The sequence below is a fragment of the Curtobacterium sp. PhB137 genome (assembly GCF_003814955.1).
Lineage (GTDB): Bacteria > Actinomycetota > Actinomycetes > Actinomycetales > Microbacteriaceae > Curtobacterium.
On sequence record NZ_RKQO01000008.1, the window covers coordinates 141,041 to 159,989 of the forward strand.

The following is an 18,949-nucleotide window of genomic DNA, read 5'->3' on the forward strand; positions in this document are numbered from 1 at the left end:
CGTTTCCTTCCCTGAGCCTCGCGGAGAACGTCAGTTCTCCGTCGATGTGCCTTACACTAGAGAACGATCGTTCCCGGCGCAACTCGGGAACGGTGAACACGCAGCGAACGGGGTACGTCATGGCAACCAGCACCATCAGCACGGTCGACGCCGGCGTCCGCGCACACATCGTGGACGTCGCCGACCAGCTGTTCTACGCGCGCGGCATCCAGTCCGTCGGCATGGACGAGATCCGCACGGGCGCAGGCGTCTCGCTGAAGAAGCTCTACGCGGCGTTCCCCGGCAAGGAGCAGCTCATCGCGGCCGTCCTGTCCGGGCGGCACGACCTGTGGGAGCGCGGCGTGCACGGCGCGGTCGAGGCGGCCACGACCCCGCGCGACAAGCTGCTCGCCGTGTACGACTTCCTCGAGTCGTGGTTCGGCGACGACACGTTCCGCGGCTGCGGGTTCATCAACGCCTTCGGCGAGCTCGGCGCGACCTCGCCCGCGGTCGCCGAGATCGCCCGCGACCACAAGGACTCGTTCCAGCGGTTCGTGCAGGAGCTCACCGCCGAGGTCGTCGCCGATCCGGACCGTGCCGAGGAACTCGCCGCACAGCTCGCCCTGCTCGCCGAGGGCGCGCAGACCACTGCTGCCATCGCCGGCACCACGGAACCTGCAGCGCACGCCCGCCGTGCCGCGTCGACGCTGATCGAGGCCGCGACGGGGCCGTCCCGCTGACCTGGTCGTTCCGGGCGTACCCGGTCGTTCCGGGCGTACCTGGTCGGTTCTTCCGACCAGGTACGCCCGATTCCGCTTTCCAGTCCGGTCGCGATGGGAAGGAACGCGACCACAGGGCGGACTGGGCCCACGCCGCCGGTTCCGGTGCGACGCGCCAGCGGCGCGACGGCCGTGCCGGTGGGGGGAGGCGCGGGGCCAGGCCGCCACGGGCCTCCCGTCCGCCCCGTCGCGGCGCGACGTCCGTAGGGTGGTTGCCATGGCAACCCCGTTCGACGTCCCGAGCACCCTCCCCTACGCCCTGCCGCCCTTCGGCGACGTGCGACTCGAGCACTACCGACCGGCCTTCGAGGCCGGCATGGCCGAGCAGCGCGCCGAGGTCGAGGCCATCGCCACCGATCCGCACGCACCGACGGTCGAGAACACCCTCATCGCCCTCGAGCGCTCCGGGCAGCTGCTGACCCGTGTCAGCCACGTGTTCTTCACGCTGTCGTCGGCGGACTCGACGCCGGAGCTGCACGACCTCGAGGCCGAGGTCTCGCCGCTCCTCGCCGCCCACCGCGACGCGATCACGCTGGACTCCCGGCTCTACGCCCGCGTGCAGTCCGTGCTCGACGGCGCCGCAGCCGCCGGGCTGGAGGGCGAAGCGCTCCGCCTGGTCGAGCGCACCCACGCCGAGATGACCCTGGCGGGCGCCGGGCTCGACGACGCCGGCAAGGAGCGCCTGACCGCGATCAACCAGGAGCTGTCCACGCTCACCACCACCTTCGAGCGCAACCTGCTCGAGGACACCAACGACTCCGCCGTGCACGTGACCAACGAAGCCGAGCTCGAGGGGCTCGACGACGGCGCGAAGTCCGCCGCTGCCGGTTCCGCTGCGGACCGCGGCCTCGAGGGCTGGCTCATCACCCTGCCGCTCTACACCGGCCACCCGTGGCTGCCGTCGCTCGCGAACCGCGACCTGCGCGAGCGCATCATGCACGCCTCGCTCGCTCGCGGCCGCCGCGGCAACCAGTACGACAACCGCGAGGTCCTGCTGCGCATCGTGCGGCTCCGTGCCGAGCGCGCCGAACTGCTCGGGTTCCCGAACCACGCCGCCGTCGTCACCGCCGACGAGACGGCGAAGACCCCCGAAGCCGTCGACGGCCTGCTGTCGTCGCTCGTCGGCGCTGCGGCACGGAACGCCGACGACGAGCGGGCCGTCCGGTCCCGCACGGTCGGGTTCGACATCGAGTCGTGGGACTGGGCCTACGCCACCGAGCTCCTGCGCGGGGAGCAGTTCGCCGCGGACAGCTCGGCGCTCCGACCGTACTTCGAGGCCGACCGGGTCCTGCACGACGGCGTCTTCCACGCCGCGGGTGCCCTCTACGGCCTGACGTTCACCGAGCGCCCGGACCTGCACGGCTACAACGACGAGGTCCGTGTCTTCGAGGTCACCGGCGACGACGACGAACCCGTCGGGCTCTACCTGCTCGACCTGTACACGCGCGACGGCAAGCGCGGCGGCGCGTGGATGAACCCCGTCGTCGAGCAGTCCGAGCTGCTCGGCACGCTGCCCGTCGTGGTGAACAACCTCAACGTCGCGAAGCCGGCGCCCGGGTCACCGACGCTGCTCATCCAGGACGAGGTCGAGACGCTCTTCCACGAGTTCGGCCACGCACTGCACGGCCTCATCGCCCGCACCACCTACCCCCGGTTCTCGGGCACGAACGTCGAGCGCGACTTCGTCGAGTTCCCGAGCCAGGTGAACGAGATGTGGGTGTCGTGGCCGTCGGTCCTGGCGAACTACGCGAAGCACCACGAGACCGGTGCCCCGCTGCCGCCCGAGCTCGTCCTGGGCCTGAGCGAGTCCGAGGGCTTCAACGAGGGCTTCGGCACGACCGAGTACCTGGCCGCGGCGCTCCTCGACCAGGCGTGGCACCGGCTGTCCTCCGCCGACGCCGCTGCGGTCACGTCGGTCGAGGACTTCGAGCGGAACGCCCTCGCCGCCGCCGGCATCGCCGTCGAGGCCGTGCCCCCGCGCTACTCGTCGACGTACTTCGCGCACACGTTCTCGGGCGGGTACGACGCCGGGTACTACGGCTACATCTGGTCCGAGGTGCTCGACGCCGACACGGTCGAGTGGTTCCGGGACAACGGCGGGCTGGACCGTGCAGCCGGTCGACGCTTCGCGGAACGACTGCTGGGCGTCGGTGGCTCGAAGGACCCGCTCGAGGCGTACCGCGACTTCCGCGGCCGCGACGCCGAGGTCGGCCCGCTGCTGCGTCGCCGCGGCCTCGAGTAGGGCGCTGCGCGCGGGAGGTCCCCTGCGGGGACCGGGCGTACCGCGTCGAATCGGGCGTACCTGATCGGAACTTCCGACCAGGTACGCCCGATCTCACTTTCCATCGCAGCCGTCATGGGAAGAACCAGGCGTCGACCCGCGGGCCGTGCCGACCGCCCCACCACGACGAAGCCCCGCACCGATCCGGTGCGGGGCTTCGGAGCGAGCGGAGCGCTACGCCGACTTCTCGACGCGCTTCGCCCGCGGCCGGGGCACGATGGTCGGCGCTGCGTTCTCGAGCACGGACTCGCGGGTGATCACCACGCGGGCGACGTCGTCGTCGGACGGGACGTCGAACATCACCGGGCCGAGGACCTCTTCGAGGATGGCGCGCAGGCCACGGGCACCGGTCTGGCGCAGCACAGCCAGGTCGGCGATCGCCTCGAGCGCGCCCTGGTCGAACTCGAGCTCGACGCCGTCGATCTGGAACATCCGCTGGTACTGCTTGATCAGCGCGTTCTTCGGCTCGGTCAGGATCTGCATGAGGGCGGCCTGGTCGAGCTGCGACACCGTGGTGACGACGGGCAGACGACCGATGAACTCGGGGATCAGGCCGAACTTGTGCAGGTCTTCCGGCAGGACCTCGGAGTACAGGTCCTGGTGGTCGGTCGCACTGTGCAGCGGCGCCCCGAAGCCGATCCCCCGCTTGCCGACGCGCGAGGACACGATGTCCTCGAGTCCGGCGAACGCACCGGCCACGATGAACAGGACGTTCGTCGTGTCGATCTGGATGAACTCCTGGTGCGGGTGCTTGCGACCACCCTGCGGCGGGACCGACGCGACGGTGCCCTCGAGGATCTTGAGCAGCGCCTGCTGCACGCCTTCGCCGGAGACGTCGCGCGTGATCGACGGGTTCTCGGCCTTGCGGGCGATCTTGTCGACCTCGTCGATGTAGATGATGCCGGTCTCGGCGCGCTTGACGTCGTAGTCGGCGGCCTGGATCAGCTTGAGCAGGATGTTCTCGACGTCTTCACCGACGTAGCCGGCCTCGGTCAGGGCGGTGGCGTCGGCAACGGCGAACGGCACGTTGAGGCGCTTCGCCAGGGTCTGCGCCAGGTAGGTCTTGCCGCAGCCGGTCGGGCCGATGAGCAGGATGTTCGACTTCGCGATCTCGATGTCGTCGCGGTCTTCGGCAGCGGTGATCTGCCCCTGCGCACGGATGCGCTTGTAGTGGTTGTAGACGGCCACGGCGAGGGCGCGCTTCGCCGGGTCCTGCCCGATGACGTACTCCTGCAGGAAGTCGAAGATCTCGCGCGGCTTCGGCAGTTCGAAGTCACCGCTCGAGGTGTCCTCGCCGGCTTCTGCCAGACGCTCCTCGATGATCTCGTTGCACAGCTCGACGCACTCGTCGCAGATGTAGACACCCGGACCGGCGATCAACTGCTGGACCTGCTTCTGGCTCTTGCCGCAGAAGGAGCACTTGAGGAGGTCCCCGCTCTCTCCGATGCGTGCCATTGCCGTGCCTCCCTGGTTGGACGTGCCGGCCCGCGCACTCGCACCGGCCGCTGGTGCACCGCTGCTGGTGGGCACCTCGTCGTGGACACGAGCCTAACCGCAACCGGTGACACCGACCGTGCGGCGCCGCGGGATTTCGCGCGCGCGTTCGCCCAGGGCGTTCGGGCCTGCTACCGTGATCCAGTCTTCTCTACAAGTTGTAGAAACACCGTCCCGACCATCGAAGGATCCCCATGCAGAAGCGTCTCGCCGCCGGCGGCGCCGTCACCCTCGGCGCCGTGGCCGTCATCGTCCTCGGCACCGCCGGCGCAGCCAGCGCGCACGTGTCCGCGACGGCCACCTCGACCGCCGCGAACTCGTACACCACGGCGACCTTCTCGGTCCCGCACGGCTGCGACGGCTCCCCCACCACGAAGATCGAGTTCCAGGTGCCGGAGTCCGTCATCGAGGTCACCCCCACCGTGAACCCGAACTGGAAGATCACGAAGGCGACCGAGCCGTACACGAGCCCCTCGGCCGCGGCCGACGGTGAGCACGCCGAGGATGCCGCCGAGCGCGTCACGAGCATCACCTACACCGCGAAGACCCCGCTCCCCGCCGACGAGCGCGACACCTTCGCCCTCTCCTTCTCGCTGCCGGACGGCAAGGCCGGCGACCTCGTCGAGTTCCCCGCGATCCAGACCTGCGAGAAGGGCTCGGTCGAGTGGAACCAGGAGCAGCAGGCCGGCGAGGCCGAGCCCGAGCACCCGGCCCCCTCGATCACGCTGACCGCGGCCGAGGCCACGGACGACGACGGTGACCCGGTCGCCGCCACCCCGACCGCCGAGGCCGCAGCCGGCTCGACGACCCCCGCGGACCCCGACCTGGTCGGCCGCTTCCTCGGCCTGGGCGGTCTGGTGCTCGGCGCCGTCGCCTTGGTCGTCGCCGTCGCCGGCACGCGTCGTCGGAGCTCCACCAAGTGACGCAGCGCGGCTCGCGTCGGACTCGGCTGCGGTCCTCTGCCTGGAGGCTCGTGGCCGGGTCCGCCGCGGCCGTCGCGATCGCGGGCGGTGCGGTCCTCGGGCTCGCGGGTCCCGCCAGCGCGCACAACTACCTGATCGCGTCCACCCCGGAGGTCGGCGGCACGCTCACGAGCCTGCCGAAGGCGTTCGAGATCACCACGAACGACAAGCTGCTCGACATCGGCGACTCCGGGTCGGGGTTCGCCTTCCGGGTCGTGGGTCCGGACGGGAAGTACTACGAGGACGGCTGCGTCGACATCGACGGCCCCTCGATGACCACGCCCGCCGCACTCGGCGACTCGGGGAAGTACACCGTCGAGTGGCAGATCGTCTCCGCCGACGGCCACACCGTCTCCGACGAGTACGCCTTCACGTGGAAGGCCCCGTCCGGCTTCTCCGCGGCCTCGGGGTCCACCACGCCGCCCACCTGCGCCACCGCGGGAGACGACTCCACCGAGGCCGCCACCACCGGCACCGCCTCGGGTGACACCGACTCGGCCGCGACCGACGCGCTCTGGATCGGCGCCGGAGGCGTCGTCCTCGTCGCCGCGGTCGTCGCGGTCCTGCTGCTCCTGCGGCGCCGCCCCGCGCCCGAGACGGACGACACCGAAGACTGAGCCGACGGGGCGGACCCGCGCCGCGCCTCCAGGCCGGTGTGCTGGCGAGCCGGCGCACCCAGGTTCCACGACTCGCCGCTCAGGTCCGCCGAGGTTCCACGGCACGTCGAAAGGGCGGTCGAGATTCCAAGATCTTGGAACCTCGACCGCCCTTCGTCGGCGCCGAAGCGGCCTACGGTGCTACTTGACGAGCGCCGGCAGGTTCTTGCGGCTGGTGAGGACCTGGTCGATCAGGCCGTACTCCACGGCTTCCTGCGCGGACATGATCTTGTCGCGCTCGATGTCGTGGTTGATCTCCGCCGGCGTCTTGTTCGAGTGCTTCGACAGCGTCTCCTCGAGCCAGGTGCGCATGCGGAGGATCTCCGCCGCCTGGATCTCGATGTCCGACGCCTGTCCGCCACCCTGCTGGACAGCGGGCTGGTGGATGAGCACGCGGGCGTTCGGCAGGGCCAGACGCTTGCCCGGCGTGCCACCGGCGAGGAGCACCGACGCGGCCGAGGCGGCCTGACCGAGGCAGACCGTCTGGATCTGCGGACGGATGTACTGCATCGTGTCGTAGATCGCCGTCATCGCGGTGAACGAGCCACCGGGCGAGTTGATGTACATGACGATGTCGCGGTCGGGGTCCATCGACTCGAGCACGAGCAGCTGGGCCATGACGTCGTCAGCCGACGCGTCGTCGACCTGGACACCGAGGAACACGATGCGGTCCTCGAAGAGCTTCGCGTACGGGTCCTGGCGCTTGTAGCCGTAGGCCGTGCGCTCCTCGAAGCTCGGCAGGATGTACCGATCGGAGGGAGCCGGGACGTTCTGCGCGCCACCGAGCATTGGGAGATGCATTCTCGTTTCCTTTTCTTCGGTGGGGGTCAGGACTGGGCGTCGGGGTCGGCAGCCGCGGTCGGCGTCGCGCCGTCACCGACGGTGCCACCACCGCCGACGACCTCGGCCGACGAGGCACGCAGGTGGTCGACGAAGCCGTACTCGAGGGCTTCCTGCGCGCTGAACCAGTTGTCGCGGTCGTTGTCCTTGAGGACCTGCTCGATCGACTTGCCGGTCTGCTCGGCCGTGAGCTCCGCCATGCGCTGCTTCATGTCGAGGATGACCTTGGCCTGCGTCTGGATGTCGGCAGCGGTGCCGCCGAACCCGCCGGACGGCTGGTGCAGCAGGACGCGGGCGTTCGGCGTGATGTAGCGCTTGCCCGGCGTGCCGGAGGACAGCAGGAACTGTCCCATCGACGCGGCCAGGCCGATGCCCACGGTGACGATGTCGTTCGGGACGAACTGCATCGTGTCGTAGATCGCCATGCCGGCGGTGATCGAGCCACCGGGCGAGTTGATGTAGAGGTAGATGTCCTTCTCAGGGTCCTCGGCGGCGAGCAGCAGCAGCTTGGCTGCGATCTCGTTCGAGTTGTCGTCGCGGACCTCGGAGCCGAGCCACACGATCCGGTCTCTCAGAAGGCGGTCAAAAACACTGGGGTTCAGTGTTGCTTCGGCCATGGAAAAACTCCCGTTCAGTTGTCGCTTGTTGTCGAACTTATCGGTTGCAACGCACCACTTCGCGTGTGTTCGCCGACAGCAATGCGGTGGTGCGGAAAACACGAGACGGGAGGCACGGTGCCAGCTGGCACCGTGCCTCCCGTCTGTATCGCTGGTGGCGTCGAGTTCGTTACTCGGCGTCCTCAGCAGGGGCCTGCGCGACGCCCGCCGTGAAGGCGGACAGGTCGACTGCGTCGCCGTTGGTGTCCTTGACGGTCACCTTCGACAGGACGGTCGCGACCGCCTTCGAGCGGGCGACCTCGCCGACCATGCCCGGGATCTGGCCGTTCTGGTCGATGACCTTGATGAACTCGGCCGGCTCCATGCCGTACTGCGCAGCAGCCTGGATGAGGTACTGGGTCAGTTCCTCCTGGGAGACCTGGATCTCCTCCTTCTCGGCGATGGAGTCGAGGAGGATCTGCGAGCGGAAGGCCTTCTCGCTGGACTCGGAGACCTCCTTGCGGTGCTCGTCGTCCTCGAGGCGGTTCTCCTGCTCGAGGTGACGGTGCACCTCGTCCTCGATGAGCTGCTCCGAGATCGGGATGTTCACGTCCTCGATGAGCTTCTCGACGAGCTTGTCGCGAGCCGCGGCGCCCTGACCGAAGGTCTTGGACTTCGCGATCTGCTCCTTCAGGTCCGCCTTGAGCTCGTCGATCGTGTCGAACTGGCTGGCGATCTGGGCGAACTCGTCGTCGGCCTCGGGGAGCTCGCGCTCCTTGACGGCTGTGACGGTGACGGCGATCTGGGCGGTCTCGCCCTCGCGGTCGCCACCGACGAGCTTCGACTCGAAGTTCGTCGACTCGCCGGCGGTCAGGGACTCGAGCGCCTCGTCGATGCCCTCGAGCAGGTCGCCGGAGCCGATCTCGTAGGAGACGCCGGTGGCCGAGTCGACCTCGTCGTCGCCGATGCTGGCGGTCAGGTCGATCTGCGCGAAGTCGCCGGTCTTCGCCGGACGGTCGACGGTCACGAGCGTGCCGAAGCGGGTGCGCAGGTTCTGCAGCTCCTCTTCGATCTCGTCGTCCGACACCTCGACGGCGTCGACGGTGAGCTCGTACGCGGAGTAGTCCGGCAGGTCGAACTCGGGACGGACGTCGACCTCGAAGGTGAGGACGAGGTCGCCCGCGAAGTCGGCGAGGTTCGGCAGTTCGGCGACGTCGGCCTCGGCACGGCCGAGGATGCGCAGCTCCTGCTCTTCGACCGCCTGGCGGTAGAAGTTGTCGATGGCGTCACCGACGGCGTGGTTCAGGACCTCGCCACGGCCGACGCGCTGGTCGACGATCGCCGGCGGGACCTTGCCCTTGCGGAAGCCGGGGATGTTGATCTGCTCGGCGATGTGCTTGTACGCGTGGTCGATGCTCGGCTTGAGATCTTCCGGCGTCACGTTCACGGTGAGCTTGACGCGGGTGTCGCTCACCTTGTCGACGGTGCTGGTGGCCACGGGATGTTCTCCTGTTGGTTGACGTTCGTGTGGTCGATGGTTCTCGAGGACCTGGTCGGGGCGACAGGAGTTGAACCTGCGACCTCCCGCTCCCAAAGCGGGCGCTCTACCAAGCTGAGCTACGCCCCGTTTGACTGGGCCAGGGTGTCCGCGCGCGCCGAAGGGCGCATGCGACGCCGATGAGTCTAGCGGTCCCCCGGTGCGCGGTTCCCGGGAGGGACGTCACTCGTCCGCTGCGGCGCGTCGCAGGCCGTTGCGCCACCGCACGCCGACCACCACCTGAACCCCGAGCGCCGCGACAGCGAGCACGATGCCGACGACGATCCGCCACACGTGCAGCAGGGCGTGCGCGGGCTGCGACTGCGGATCGCCGAACAGCTCCGGGCGCATCGAGAACACGATCGCGGCGAGGACCACCAGCGCGTAGGACACCACGCGCGACCGCTTGATCCGCCGTGCATCGGCGTCGCTCGGCGGGAGCATCACACGGGGTGGCATGTCGGTACTCGTTCGTCCGCTACGATGGTCGGGCTGCGACACGTGCGCAGCGCGGGGATGTAGCTCAATGGTAGAGCCCCAGTCTTCCAAACTGGCCACGCGGGTTCGATTCCCGTCATCCCCTCTCTCGTTCCTCCCTCTGTCTACGGTCGCCGCACGGTGCAGTGTTCTCCGGCCCGTGCACGGTTGCTTGCTCGGTGCGAGGTTGTTCCGGCGCACCGAGCGATCAACGTCGCACGGGGCGAACACGCGCGCACCGTGCGTCGTCAGGGACTGCCGAGTTCGAGCGTGATCTGCGGGGCGTCGCCGAGTTCCACCCGGGCACGCTTGCGCTCCGCCGCACGCAACGGCACGAGGTACCCGCCGTCCTTCGGGAACAACGAGGTGGTCCAGGTCACGGCGCCGATCGTCACCCGGGCAGGGATCACACCCCAGCCGTAGGTGAGCATCGGCGCGAGGTCGGCGATGACCTCGGCGACGTCCGGCGGCACGACGGCGAAGAAGAACGGTGACGGGCCGCGCCACTCGATCACCTCACCGCGGAACTCGAGCTCCATGTCGCGATCGTACGGCCGCGTCGTCGAGCGCGCCGGACCGGGTTCCGATCTCGGTCCGTGACGGTTCCGGTTCACGATCACCGGGATCTGCGAACCGGAACCGTCAAGCGCGAGGAGGAACTGGTGCCTCCTCGGAGCCAGCGGGACGTGGACGACGGACGCGCCCCGTGTTTCCAGGCCGGAACCGGGGAGCACGGGGCGCGAGCCGCCGTCAGGACGGAAGGGTCAGCGGTACGACGCGGCCTGCCCGTAGAGCTGCTGCGTCATCGCGGAGACGTAGGCGGACTTGTCACCTCCCGGCAGGTTGTACGTCATGAAGACGCCGTACCCGTCCGCCTTCGTGCGCTGCGCGAGCGACACCGCCGTCGACTGCGAGGTGTTCTGGATGTCCACCGCGGCAGCGGACAACCTGGACTTGTCGAGTCCCGGGATCGACGGCGCCGAGTACGTGCCGTAGTAGGGGTTCCAGGCGTAGTCGAGCTTCGAGCCGACGGTGCTGCTCGACGACGACAGCGAGGACGAGGCCGGGCCGATGTCGTAGAACGAGATGAGCTTGCCGGGCATCTGGGCACGCAGCGCGGTGATGAGCCAGCCGATCGACTGCTGGTTCGGCTGCGGGGTGCCGTTCGCGCCGTAGTCGGAGTACTCGTCGTCGAGGTCGACGCCATCGAGTCCGTACTTCGACACGGTGGCGGCGATCTGGGACGCGAAGTCCGACGCCGCGGCCTGGGTCGGGAAGTTGGCGATGCCCGCACCCTGGTGGTTGCCGAGGACCGACAGCGACACCTTGATGCCCTTCGCCTGCAGCGGCTTGATCTGCGTCGCGGCGTTGTCGAGGGTCGCCTGCACCTTGTCGTTGTTGTACAGAACCGCCTTGGAGCCGTTCCAGTTGATGTTCGCCGCGAAGATGATCGCGACGTCGAAGGCGTTCGCACCGCCGGACAGCGTGTAGCGGCCGACGTTCGCGAGCTGGTCGTTGTTGACCTCGACGTACGCGATGCTCGTCGGCCCGGACTTCGTAGCGGCGGCAGTACCGGCCGCTGCAGCAGCGGTCGGTGCTGCCGTCGCGGCGGACGGCACCAGTGGCGCCGCCAACATCGCGGCGATTGCCGCCACGATCCCGAACTTCATGGACTTCTTCATGACACTCCTCTTCGAGTGATGAACCGGCCGGCGGTCGCCGACCGGGGTCTCAGACGCGCGGGAACCGGAAGGTCCGCACCTCGTACGCGTCGACGGCGAACGACGACGCATCCGTATCGGTCAACGGCTCTTCGAGCAGGGTGACCTCGGCAGCCGGTCCGAACGGCCCGTCGACCTCGATCCCGCCGGTCCCCCGCCGCCCCACCGGCTCGTACACCCGCACGACCAGGTCGCCGGAGCGGTCGTCGGCGAGCTTGACGCTCGACAGCATGACCCCGCCGGACACCCGCACGAGCGGCGCGAACCCGTGCGCCCCGGTGACGGTCCGCGCGCCGGCGTTCATCCGGACGCCGGCCGCGGTGGCTCCGAGCTGGTCCGTCCCGATGACGATGCCGTACCGGTGCGTCTGCACGCCCTGGTCGGTCTCGGGGTCGGGGAACCGCGGTGCCCGCAGCAGGGACAGCCGCACGGTGGTGGTGACGTGCCCGTCGACGGCGTCGCGGGTGGTGTCGAACCCGTGGATCGAGTCGTTCACGAGCGCGACGCCGAAGCCCGGCTCGGACACCAGCACGTAGCGGTGCATCGACGTCTCGAACTTCGCGGCCTCCCACGAGGTGTTCGTGTGGGTCACCCGCTTCTGCGCCCCGAACTGCGTCTCGGCGACAGTGTGCTCGGCGCGGACGTCGAGCGGGAACGCGACCTTGAGGAACTTCTCGGTCTCGTGCCAGTCGGTCGTCTGGTCGAACTCGAGCGTGCGGGAGTCCGGTGCGAGGACGATCTCCTGCCGCACGGTCGAGTCGCCGAAGGACCGGGACACGACGACCCGGGCGACACCGGCGTCGTCGACCGAGGCCTCGAGCGACGAGACGTCCGCCAGGTCCTCGACCCGGTTCCGGTAGTACCGGTCGACGTCCCACGCGTCCCACATGTTCGGGAAGTCCTGGTGCAGCTGCAGCAGGTTCGCGGCCTGCCCGGCGGCGATCGCCTCGCGCCCGCTGGCCAGGTCGACGGCGCTCGTGACGAGTCCCTGATCGGTGACCGTGACGCGCACCAGCTCGTTCGTCAGCACGTACCCGCCGTCCTGCTCCGTCAGCGTGACAGCGGTCGGTTCCGCCACGTCGGTCGCCAGGACCGCGCCCTGCGCGGGTGCGCCGGCCTGGAGGAACGGGGCCGGGTTCACGACGACGGCTGCCTGCCCGGTACCGGCGAGCGCCGAGAGCGCCTGGCCGATGATCGCGGTCAGCGCCGCGGCCGTCTCGGCGTACTTCGCCTCGGCTTCGCGGTGCACCCAGGCGATCGAGGTGCCCGGCAGGATGTCGTGGAACTGCTGGAGCAGCACCTGCTGCCACAGGGCGTCGAGCTCGTCGTACGGGTAGGCGAAGTCGCTGCGTGCGGCGGCGGTCGTGGCCCAGAGCTCGGCCTCGATGAGGAGCTGTTCGCACCGGCGGTTGCCCTGCTTGGTGCCGTGCTGGCTGGTCAGGGTGGCGCGGTGCAGCTCGAGGTACAGCTCCCCCACCCACACCGGCGGGTCCGGCAGTTCGGCCTTCGCGCGGTCGAAGAACGTGTCCGGGTGCTCCCACCGGACCTTCGCGCTGCCCTCGAGGTCGGCGAGGCGTGAAGCCGTGCCGGTCATCTCGCGGGTCGTGCCGCCGCCGCCATCGCCCCAGCCGACCGGTGCGATCGAGCCCGTGGCAAGCCGGTTCTCACGGAACTGGCGGGAGGCCTTCGCGACCTCGCTGCCGGACAGGCGCGAGTTGTAGGTGTCCATCGACGGGAAGTGCGAGAACACCCGTGAGCCGTCGATGCCCTCCCACAGGAACGTGTGGTGCGGGAACTTGTTGACCTGGTTCCACGAGATCTTCTGCGTGAAGAACCACTCGAAGCCCGCACGGCGCATGAGCTGCGGCAGCGCCGGCGAGTACCCGAAGCTGTCCGGCAGCCAGACGCCCTTGGGTCGGATGCCGAACTTGCGCTCGAAGAACCGCTGCCCCTGCGAGAACTGGCGGACGATGCTCTCACCGGTCGGCATCACGGTGTCGGACTCGACCCACATGCCGCCGATTGGCAGGAACCGACCGGCCTCGACGGCGGCCTGCACCCGGGCGTAGACCTCGGGGCGGTGTTCCTTGATCCAGGCGTACTGCTGCGCGCTCGACATGCCGTACAGGAAGTCGTCGGTCTGGTCGATGAGCTCGGTCATGGTCGACGTGGTGCGGGCGACCTTGCGGATCGTCTCGCGGACGGGCCAGAGCCACGCGGAGTCGATGTGGGCGTGCCCGACGGCCGAGATCGTGTGCGCGGAGGCCTCGGCGGGAGCGGCGAGCACCTCGGCGAGCGCCGCACGGGCGTCCCCGGCGGTCTCCGGGATGTGCTGCAGGTCGAGCCGGTCCAACGCGTCGTCGAGGGCCTGCAGGATCCGCATCCGTCGTGGCCCCTCGGGCAGCTCGGCCTGCAGTTCGAGCAGGACGTCGATGTCGAGCGCGAGTTCGTGCACCTCGGACTCGAAGACGGCGAGGTCCATCCGGCGCGAGGTGTACAGCCGCTTCGACGACGAGGTCTGGATGTCGCCCTCGTGCGTGACGAGGAAGGGGTGGTAGTCGAGCAGGACGGGGTTCGACGCGGCCTCGACGAAGAGCTCGATCGTCTCCCCACCCTCGGCCCGTTCCGTCAGCAGCACCCACTGGTTGCGCGGGTTGATCGACTTCACCGGCGTGCCGTCGGCCAGGTAGACGAGCCCCTCGCACTGGAACCCGGGCATGTTCTTGTCGAACCCGAGGTCGATCACGGCCTCGACCCGGCGACCGGCCCACTCGGCCGGCACGGTCCCGGTCAGCCGGAACCACGTCGTCCCCCAGGCCGCACCCCAGGGCGTGCCGACCTCGTACGGTTCGAAGGTGAGCTGCAGGCCCTCGGTCGGCGGGACGGGCTCACCGGGCAGCTCGTGCCACGCGGTCTCCAACGGCACGGCGGTGGCGTGCACCGCCGGCGTGATGCGCTCGTCGAGGACCCGGCGGGCCCGTCCGGTGGTGAGGGGGATGTCGTCGTGCATGGGGGCTTCCAGGGTCGGGGCGTGGGCGCGGGTCAGCGCGTGGTCGCGGGGTGCGCGACGCGGATGGAGGTGGAGTCGAGCTCGGCGGGCACGTCGGCGCAGCGGTCGATGCCACGGGCGGCGAGCATCCCGGTGTCGCCGAGCCGAGACCGCAGGACGACCTGCGGGCCGCGACCGTCCGGTTCCGCCGACGCGACCGCGAGCCAGGCGGCGGCGAACCGTCCGCCGGGGGCGCAGTCGGCACGCATCCCGTGTCGGTCCGAGCCGTCGGGCAGCACGTCGTCGAGCACGAGCGCCGTGGCCGGCGGCACAGCAGCGGTGTCGGTGGCGCCGGACCGTGCGACGGCCGCGAAGGCCTCGCCGGCGGGCTTGATCCGGCCGTCGTTCGTGAAGAGCCCGAGGTCGTACTCGAGCTCCGGGAAGTCGGCGAGCGACCTGGCGACGTCGTGCGAGCACCACCACGTGACACCGAGCACCTCCTGCGCCCCGAGCACGTGCCGGATGGTCTGCTCGGTGAACGAGGCGGCGTCCTCCGGGGCGACGACGTTGGTGGGCGCCCCGACTTCCTGCAGCCAGTTCGGCCGTGCGGGGTCGCGGTTCCACGCGGCGGCGAGCTGGAGCAGGTACTCGCCGTGCCGCACCGATCCCGGTCCGAGTGCGCCGTGCAAGGCCGCCGAGCCGTTGAACACCCACGAGTGCGTGACGGTGGCGTCACCGTGGTCCGCCGCGTGCTCCGGTCCGAACGGCTGCGCGTCGTCGTACCAGGCCGCGTCATACTGCGCGACGGTGACCAGCGGCCGTGGACGCGACCCACCGCCGGACGGAGCCGACGCGGACGAGTCGACCCGGGCCTCCCGGCCGGACGAACCTGCCGAACCTGCCGAACCGGGCGGACCGGACGCGAGCCCGGACCGTGCCGCCGCGACCATCGCTGCCGCCCACGCGTGCCCCTGCTCCGCCGTGATGTCGTGCGGGGCGGGGTGCGGCGCGTGCGCGAACTGGTTCACCTCGTTGCCGATGGTGATGCCGAGCAGGTTCGGCTTGTCCGCGACCGCTGCGGCGAGCGCCCGGACGTACGCCGCGGTCGACGCGACGACGTCCGGGTCGGTGAACATGTTCCGACGGTGCCAGCTGTCCAGCCACGACGGCACGAAGTCGAAGCTCGACAGGTGCCCCTGCAGGGCGTCGACGTTGACGTCGAGTCCGAACGAGCCGGCGATGTCCACGACCGTCGCGACGTCCTGCAGTGCCGACGCCCGGATGAGGGTGCGGTTCGGCTGGACCACCGGCCAGAGCGGGAAGATCCGCACGTGGTCGGCGCCGAGCGAGGCGATCGCCTCGAGGTCCCTGGCGGTGTCCGACGGTGAGAAGTCGAGCCACGAGTGGAACCAGCCGACCGAGGGCGTGTAGTTGACCCCGAAGCGCATCAGCCCTTCACACCGCCCTCTTCGACGCCCTTGAAGAAGAAGCGCTGCAGGACGGCGAAGATCACGGCGATCGGGATGAACGCGATCATGGTGCCGGCGGCGATCATGCGCTGGTCGGTCGCGAACGTGCCCTGCAGGTACTGCAACCCGACGGTCAGGGTGAGGTTCTCCGGCGACTGCAGCACGATGAGCGGCCACAGGAAGTCGTCCCACGCCCCGATGAACGAGAAGATCGCGATGACGGCGATCGTCCCCTGCACGGCGGGCAACGAGATGTACCGCAGCCGCTGCATCGCGTTCGCACCGTCCATCACCGCGGCCTGGTCGATCTCCTCGGGGATCTGCCGGAACGCGTTGAACATGAGCAGCACGTTGAGTGCGGCGATCATGCCGGGTAGGGCGACGCCGACCAGGTTGTCGGCGAGGCCGAGGTCCTTGACGGTGACGAACTGCGAGATGATCGTCGCCTCGCCGGGCAGGACGAGGGTGGCGAGGAACAGTCCGAGCACGAGCTTGCGGTGCCGCCACTGCAGCCGCGCGAGGGCGAAGCCGGCGAGCGTCGCGAAGACGATGTTGCCGAACACGTCGATCGCGGCGACGAGCAGCGAGTTCCCGATGTAGCGCCACACCGGGATCGCGGCGGCCACCTTGAGGTAGTTCTCGATGGTCGGCTCGGTCGGGATGAACGACGGGTTCGCGGTGTAGATGTCCTCGCCGGCGCCCTTGAGCGAGGTGGACAGCTGCCACAGGAACGGGCCGATCGTGATGAAGAGCACCACGATGAGCAGGACGTAGCGCACGACCTTCTCGCGGGTGGACATGACACCCCAGACCGCGCGACGGCGCTTGCGTCCGCCTCGTCCGTCTCGTCCGTTCGGCCGGGAGGCCCGTCCCGCGTCCGTTGCGCCCGTCACGTCCGGCGTCGGGCTGGCTGCACCGCGCGCCCCGCCCAGGGCGGGTTCGGTGGTCGTCGTGTTCGTCACTTGTCCGCCTTGCTGTTCATCCGCGCGAGGGCGAGCATCGGGATCAGCGTCACGACGAAGAGCAGGAGGCTCAGGGCGGACGCATAGCCGAGGTTGCCGGTGAAGCCGCGGGCGTACTGCTGGATGAGCATGACGAGCGAGTTGTCCTGCCCGCCGGGTCCACCGGTGCCGTTGGTGAGGATGTAGAGCTCGCTGAACACCCGGAGCGCGGAGACGCACACCAGGATCCCGACGAGCGTCATGGTGCCCCGGACCCCCGGCATGGTGACCGACCAGAACCGGCGCACCGACCCGGCGCCGTCGAGGGCGGCCGCTTCGTGCAGGTCCTTGCCGACGTTCCCGAGAGCCGCGAGGAAGATGATCATGTAGTAGCCGAGGCCCTTCCAGACCGTCAGGCTGATCGCGCTGAGGAGCAGCAGCCACCGGTCGGTCAGGAACGGGACGCTGCCCTGCACGACGCCGAGCGCCTGCGCCATCTCGTTGATGACGCCGCGGTCGTCGAGGATCCAGGTCCAGATGAGCCCGACGACCACGGCCGACGCGATGACCGGCGTGTAGAACGCCGTGCGGAAGAACGCGATCCCCGGCAGCTTCTGCTGGACGAGCACCGCGATGAGCAGCGGCAGCACGGTCAGCAGGGGCAGGCAGATCGCCATGTAGATGACGCTGTTGAGCAGCGCCTCCCACACCTGCGGATCGGCGAGCAGGGTCTCGAAGTTCTTGAGCCCGACCCACTGGCTCACGCCCCCCAGCGGGCTCGCGTTCGTGAACGACAGCCGGACGGTGTTGATCGACGGCCAGAGGCTGAACGCGACGAGCCAGACGAGGGCCGGCAGGACGAGCAGCCAGGGCGTGAACCAGCGGTTGGCGCGCATCAGCCGTTGGCCAGCAGGCTGTTCATCTTGGTCTGAGCCGTCTGCAGCGCCTTCTCCGGCGCGACCTGGCCCTTCATGGCGAGGGCGATCTGCTGGTCGAGGAAGTCCGTCATCGCGGAGTTCGCCTCGACCGGGTTGAGGACCTTCGCGGTCTTCAGGGCCTCGTTCGCCAGGACACGGGCCTCGCCGTTGACGGTGCCGTCGTCCTTCGAGAAGTACGGGTCGGACTGCGAAGACGTGGTCGACGGGAAGATGTTGACCTTGTGCGCGAACGCCTCTTGGTTCTCCGCGTTCGTCATGAACTTCGCGAACGCCTCGGCGGTGGCGAGGTGCTTCGACTTGGCCGACACCGACAGGCCCTGCACGTACAGCGGCGGAGTGTCGAGCGCCGGGCTGACCGTCACCTTGCCCTTGAGTGACGGGTTGTTCTTCTCGAAGTCGGCGAGCGAGGTCGCGCCGCCCGTGGTCCAGGCGACCTTCTGCTGCGTGAACAGCGTCGAGTTGCCGAGGTAGTCGCTGTTCAGCACGTTCGAGGGCATGTAGCCGTCCTGGTACGCGTCCTTGTAGCGCTCGATCAGGTCGGCGGCCTTCGACGAGTCGGCGAAGGTGAACTTCGTGCCGTCCGCGTTGAGGACCTTCACGCCGGCCAGGGTGAAGTCGCCGAGGCCGGGCTTCCGGCTCATCAGGTAGTCGGCCGGGCAGTTCTCGTGCATGGTCTTCGCCTGCGTGAACAGCTCGTCGGTGGTCTTCGGCGGGTTCTTCGCGTCGAGGCCGCACTTCGCGAACATCGTCGCGTTCCAGTAGTCGACGTCGGTGTTGAGGTACCAGGGGTAGCCGAACGTGCCGTCGACGCCCTTGTACTTGTAGGAATCGAGCGCGCCGGCGACGTACGTGCTCGCGAGCTTCGTGTCGTCCTTCGCGACGTCCTGCAGGAACCCGCGCTTCGCGAGCGGCAGGGCGATGTCCGGCGGCAGGTTGATGACGTCGGGCAGCGAGTTCGACGACGCCTGGCTGAGCACCTTGTCGGCGTAGCCGTCGCCTGGCTGGTCCTGCAGCTTGACCTTCGCGTCGGGGTGGGCCTTCTCGAAGTCGGCGATCACCCCGTTCAGGTAGCCCGTGTACGTCGGCGTGAGCGCCCACGTCTGCAGCGTGATCGACCCGCTGATCTCCCCGCTGCCGGTGTCGGCCGCGTTGCCGCCGCTCGAGCAGCCGGTCAGGACGAGTGCCGTGGCGGCAGCTCCTGCGAGCAGCGCTGCGGCGCGGCTCCTCGTCGCACGTGTGGTGGTCCTCATGGCGTCTGACTCCCTCGTCATCCTGCGTGGTCATCGTGCT

Annotated in this window: 16 protein-coding genes and 2 tRNA genes; 5 read left to right on the forward strand and 13 right to left on the reverse strand. The window is 69.3% G+C overall.

What is annotated here, in order from left to right:
- The first annotated feature begins 119 nt into the window (after positions 1-119).
- Both EDF28_RS15095 and EDF28_RS15100 read left to right on the forward strand, forming a co-directional pair.
- Positions 120-719 carry a TetR/AcrR family transcriptional regulator gene (locus EDF28_RS15095; RefSeq protein ID WP_123938856.1) on the forward strand — a complete coding sequence of 200 codons (600 nt, stop codon included), beginning with the start codon at positions 120-122 and terminating at the stop codon, positions 717-719.
- 256 nt (positions 720-975) lie between these two features.
- The gene (locus EDF28_RS15100) at positions 976-3,000 is read left to right on the forward strand and encodes a M3 family metallopeptidase (protein WP_123938857.1); all 2,025 of its coding nucleotides are present in this window, start codon (positions 976-978) and stop codon (positions 2,998-3,000) included.
- A 213-nt stretch (positions 3,001-3,213) separates the two neighbouring features.
- Here EDF28_RS15100 and clpX read toward each other — a convergent pair whose 3' ends face one another.
- Positions 3,214-4,494, reverse strand: a complete 1,281-nt coding sequence (clpX, locus tag EDF28_RS15105; protein WP_111084519.1) for an ATP-dependent Clp protease ATP-binding subunit ClpX — start codon at positions 4,492-4,494, stop codon at positions 3,214-3,216.
- 233 nt (positions 4,495-4,727) lie between these two features.
- Here clpX and EDF28_RS15110 point away from each other — a divergent pair, with 233 nt between their 5' ends.
- Together EDF28_RS15110 and EDF28_RS15115 are read left to right on the forward strand one after the other, a co-directional pair.
- Positions 4,728-5,456 (forward strand): YcnI family protein, encoded by a 729-nt coding sequence (locus EDF28_RS15110; protein WP_123938858.1) that lies wholly within the window; start codon positions 4,728-4,730, stop codon positions 5,454-5,456.
- A 50-nt stretch (positions 5,457-5,506) separates the two neighbouring features.
- On the forward strand, positions 5,507-6,112 hold the full coding sequence (locus tag EDF28_RS15115) for a copper resistance CopC family protein (RefSeq protein WP_185094262.1): 606 nt from the start codon (positions 5,507-5,509) through the stop codon (positions 6,110-6,112).
- Between the two features lie 180 nt (positions 6,113-6,292).
- Here EDF28_RS15115 and EDF28_RS15120 read toward each other — a convergent pair whose 3' ends face one another.
- The 5 genes from EDF28_RS15120 to EDF28_RS15140 all read right to left on the reverse strand — a co-directional run bounded on the left by EDF28_RS15120 (position 6,293) and on the right by EDF28_RS15140 (position 9,583).
- Positions 6,293-6,952, reverse strand: a complete 660-nt coding sequence (locus EDF28_RS15120; protein ID WP_111075987.1) for an ATP-dependent Clp protease proteolytic subunit — start codon at positions 6,950-6,952, stop codon at positions 6,293-6,295.
- A gap of 26 nt (positions 6,953-6,978) precedes the next feature.
- A complete protein-coding gene (locus tag EDF28_RS15125; protein WP_111084515.1) occupies positions 6,979-7,608 on the reverse strand; it encodes an ATP-dependent Clp protease proteolytic subunit in 630 nt (209 codons plus the stop codon).
- A 169-nt stretch (positions 7,609-7,777) separates the two neighbouring features.
- Positions 7,778-9,085, reverse strand: a complete 1,308-nt coding sequence (gene tig, locus EDF28_RS15130) for a trigger factor (RefSeq protein ID WP_159572754.1) — start codon at positions 9,083-9,085, stop codon at positions 7,778-7,780.
- Positions 9,086-9,137: 52 nt separating this feature from the next.
- A tRNA-Pro gene (locus EDF28_RS15135) sits at positions 9,138-9,214 on the reverse strand.
- A gap of 93 nt (positions 9,215-9,307) precedes the next feature.
- Positions 9,308-9,583: a hypothetical protein gene (locus EDF28_RS15140; protein WP_123938860.1), complete on the reverse strand. Its 276-nt coding sequence runs from the start codon at positions 9,581-9,583 to the stop codon at positions 9,308-9,310.
- Between the two features lie 53 nt (positions 9,584-9,636).
- Here EDF28_RS15140 and EDF28_RS15145 point away from each other — a divergent pair.
- Positions 9,637-9,707 (forward strand) — tRNA-Gly (locus EDF28_RS15145).
- Between the two features lie 142 nt (positions 9,708-9,849).
- Here EDF28_RS15145 and EDF28_RS15150 read toward each other — a convergent pair.
- From EDF28_RS15150 to EDF28_RS15180, 7 genes are all read right to left on the reverse strand, one after another.
- Entirely contained in the window at positions 9,850-10,140 is a 291-nt protein-coding gene (locus EDF28_RS15150) for a DUF1905 domain-containing protein (protein ID WP_123938861.1), read from the reverse strand.
- A 225-nt stretch (positions 10,141-10,365) separates the two neighbouring features.
- Positions 10,366-11,283: an endo-beta-N-acetylglucosaminidase H gene (locus tag EDF28_RS15155; RefSeq protein ID WP_123938862.1), complete on the reverse strand. Its 918-nt coding sequence runs from the start codon at positions 11,281-11,283 to the stop codon at positions 10,366-10,368.
- Positions 11,284-11,332: 49 nt separating this feature from the next.
- Positions 11,333-14,332 (reverse strand): glycoside hydrolase family 38 C-terminal domain-containing protein, encoded by a 3,000-nt coding sequence (locus tag EDF28_RS15160; RefSeq protein ID WP_123938863.1) that lies wholly within the window; start codon positions 14,330-14,332, stop codon positions 11,333-11,335.
- A gap of 32 nt (positions 14,333-14,364) precedes the next feature.
- Positions 14,365-15,759, reverse strand: coding sequence for a cellulase family glycosylhydrolase (locus tag EDF28_RS15165; protein ID WP_123938864.1), 1,395 nt, complete (start codon positions 15,757-15,759; stop codon positions 14,365-14,367).
- Positions 15,759-16,580 (reverse strand): carbohydrate ABC transporter permease, encoded by an 822-nt coding sequence (locus EDF28_RS15170; protein WP_123294190.1) that lies wholly within the window; start codon positions 16,578-16,580, stop codon positions 15,759-15,761. The genes EDF28_RS15165 and EDF28_RS15170 overlap by 1 nt, the downstream gene beginning before the upstream one ends.
- A gap of 158 nt (positions 16,581-16,738) precedes the next feature.
- Positions 16,739-17,617 carry a carbohydrate ABC transporter permease gene (locus EDF28_RS15175; protein WP_111084508.1) on the reverse strand — a complete coding sequence of 293 codons (879 nt, stop codon included), beginning with the start codon at positions 17,615-17,617 and terminating at the stop codon, positions 16,739-16,741.
- Positions 17,617-18,909 carry an ABC transporter substrate-binding protein gene (locus tag EDF28_RS15180; RefSeq protein ID WP_123938865.1) on the reverse strand — a complete coding sequence of 431 codons (1,293 nt, stop codon included), beginning with the start codon at positions 18,907-18,909 and terminating at the stop codon, positions 17,617-17,619. The genes EDF28_RS15175 and EDF28_RS15180 overlap by 1 nt, the downstream gene beginning before the upstream one ends.
- Between the last annotated feature and the right edge of the window lie 40 nt (positions 18,910-18,949).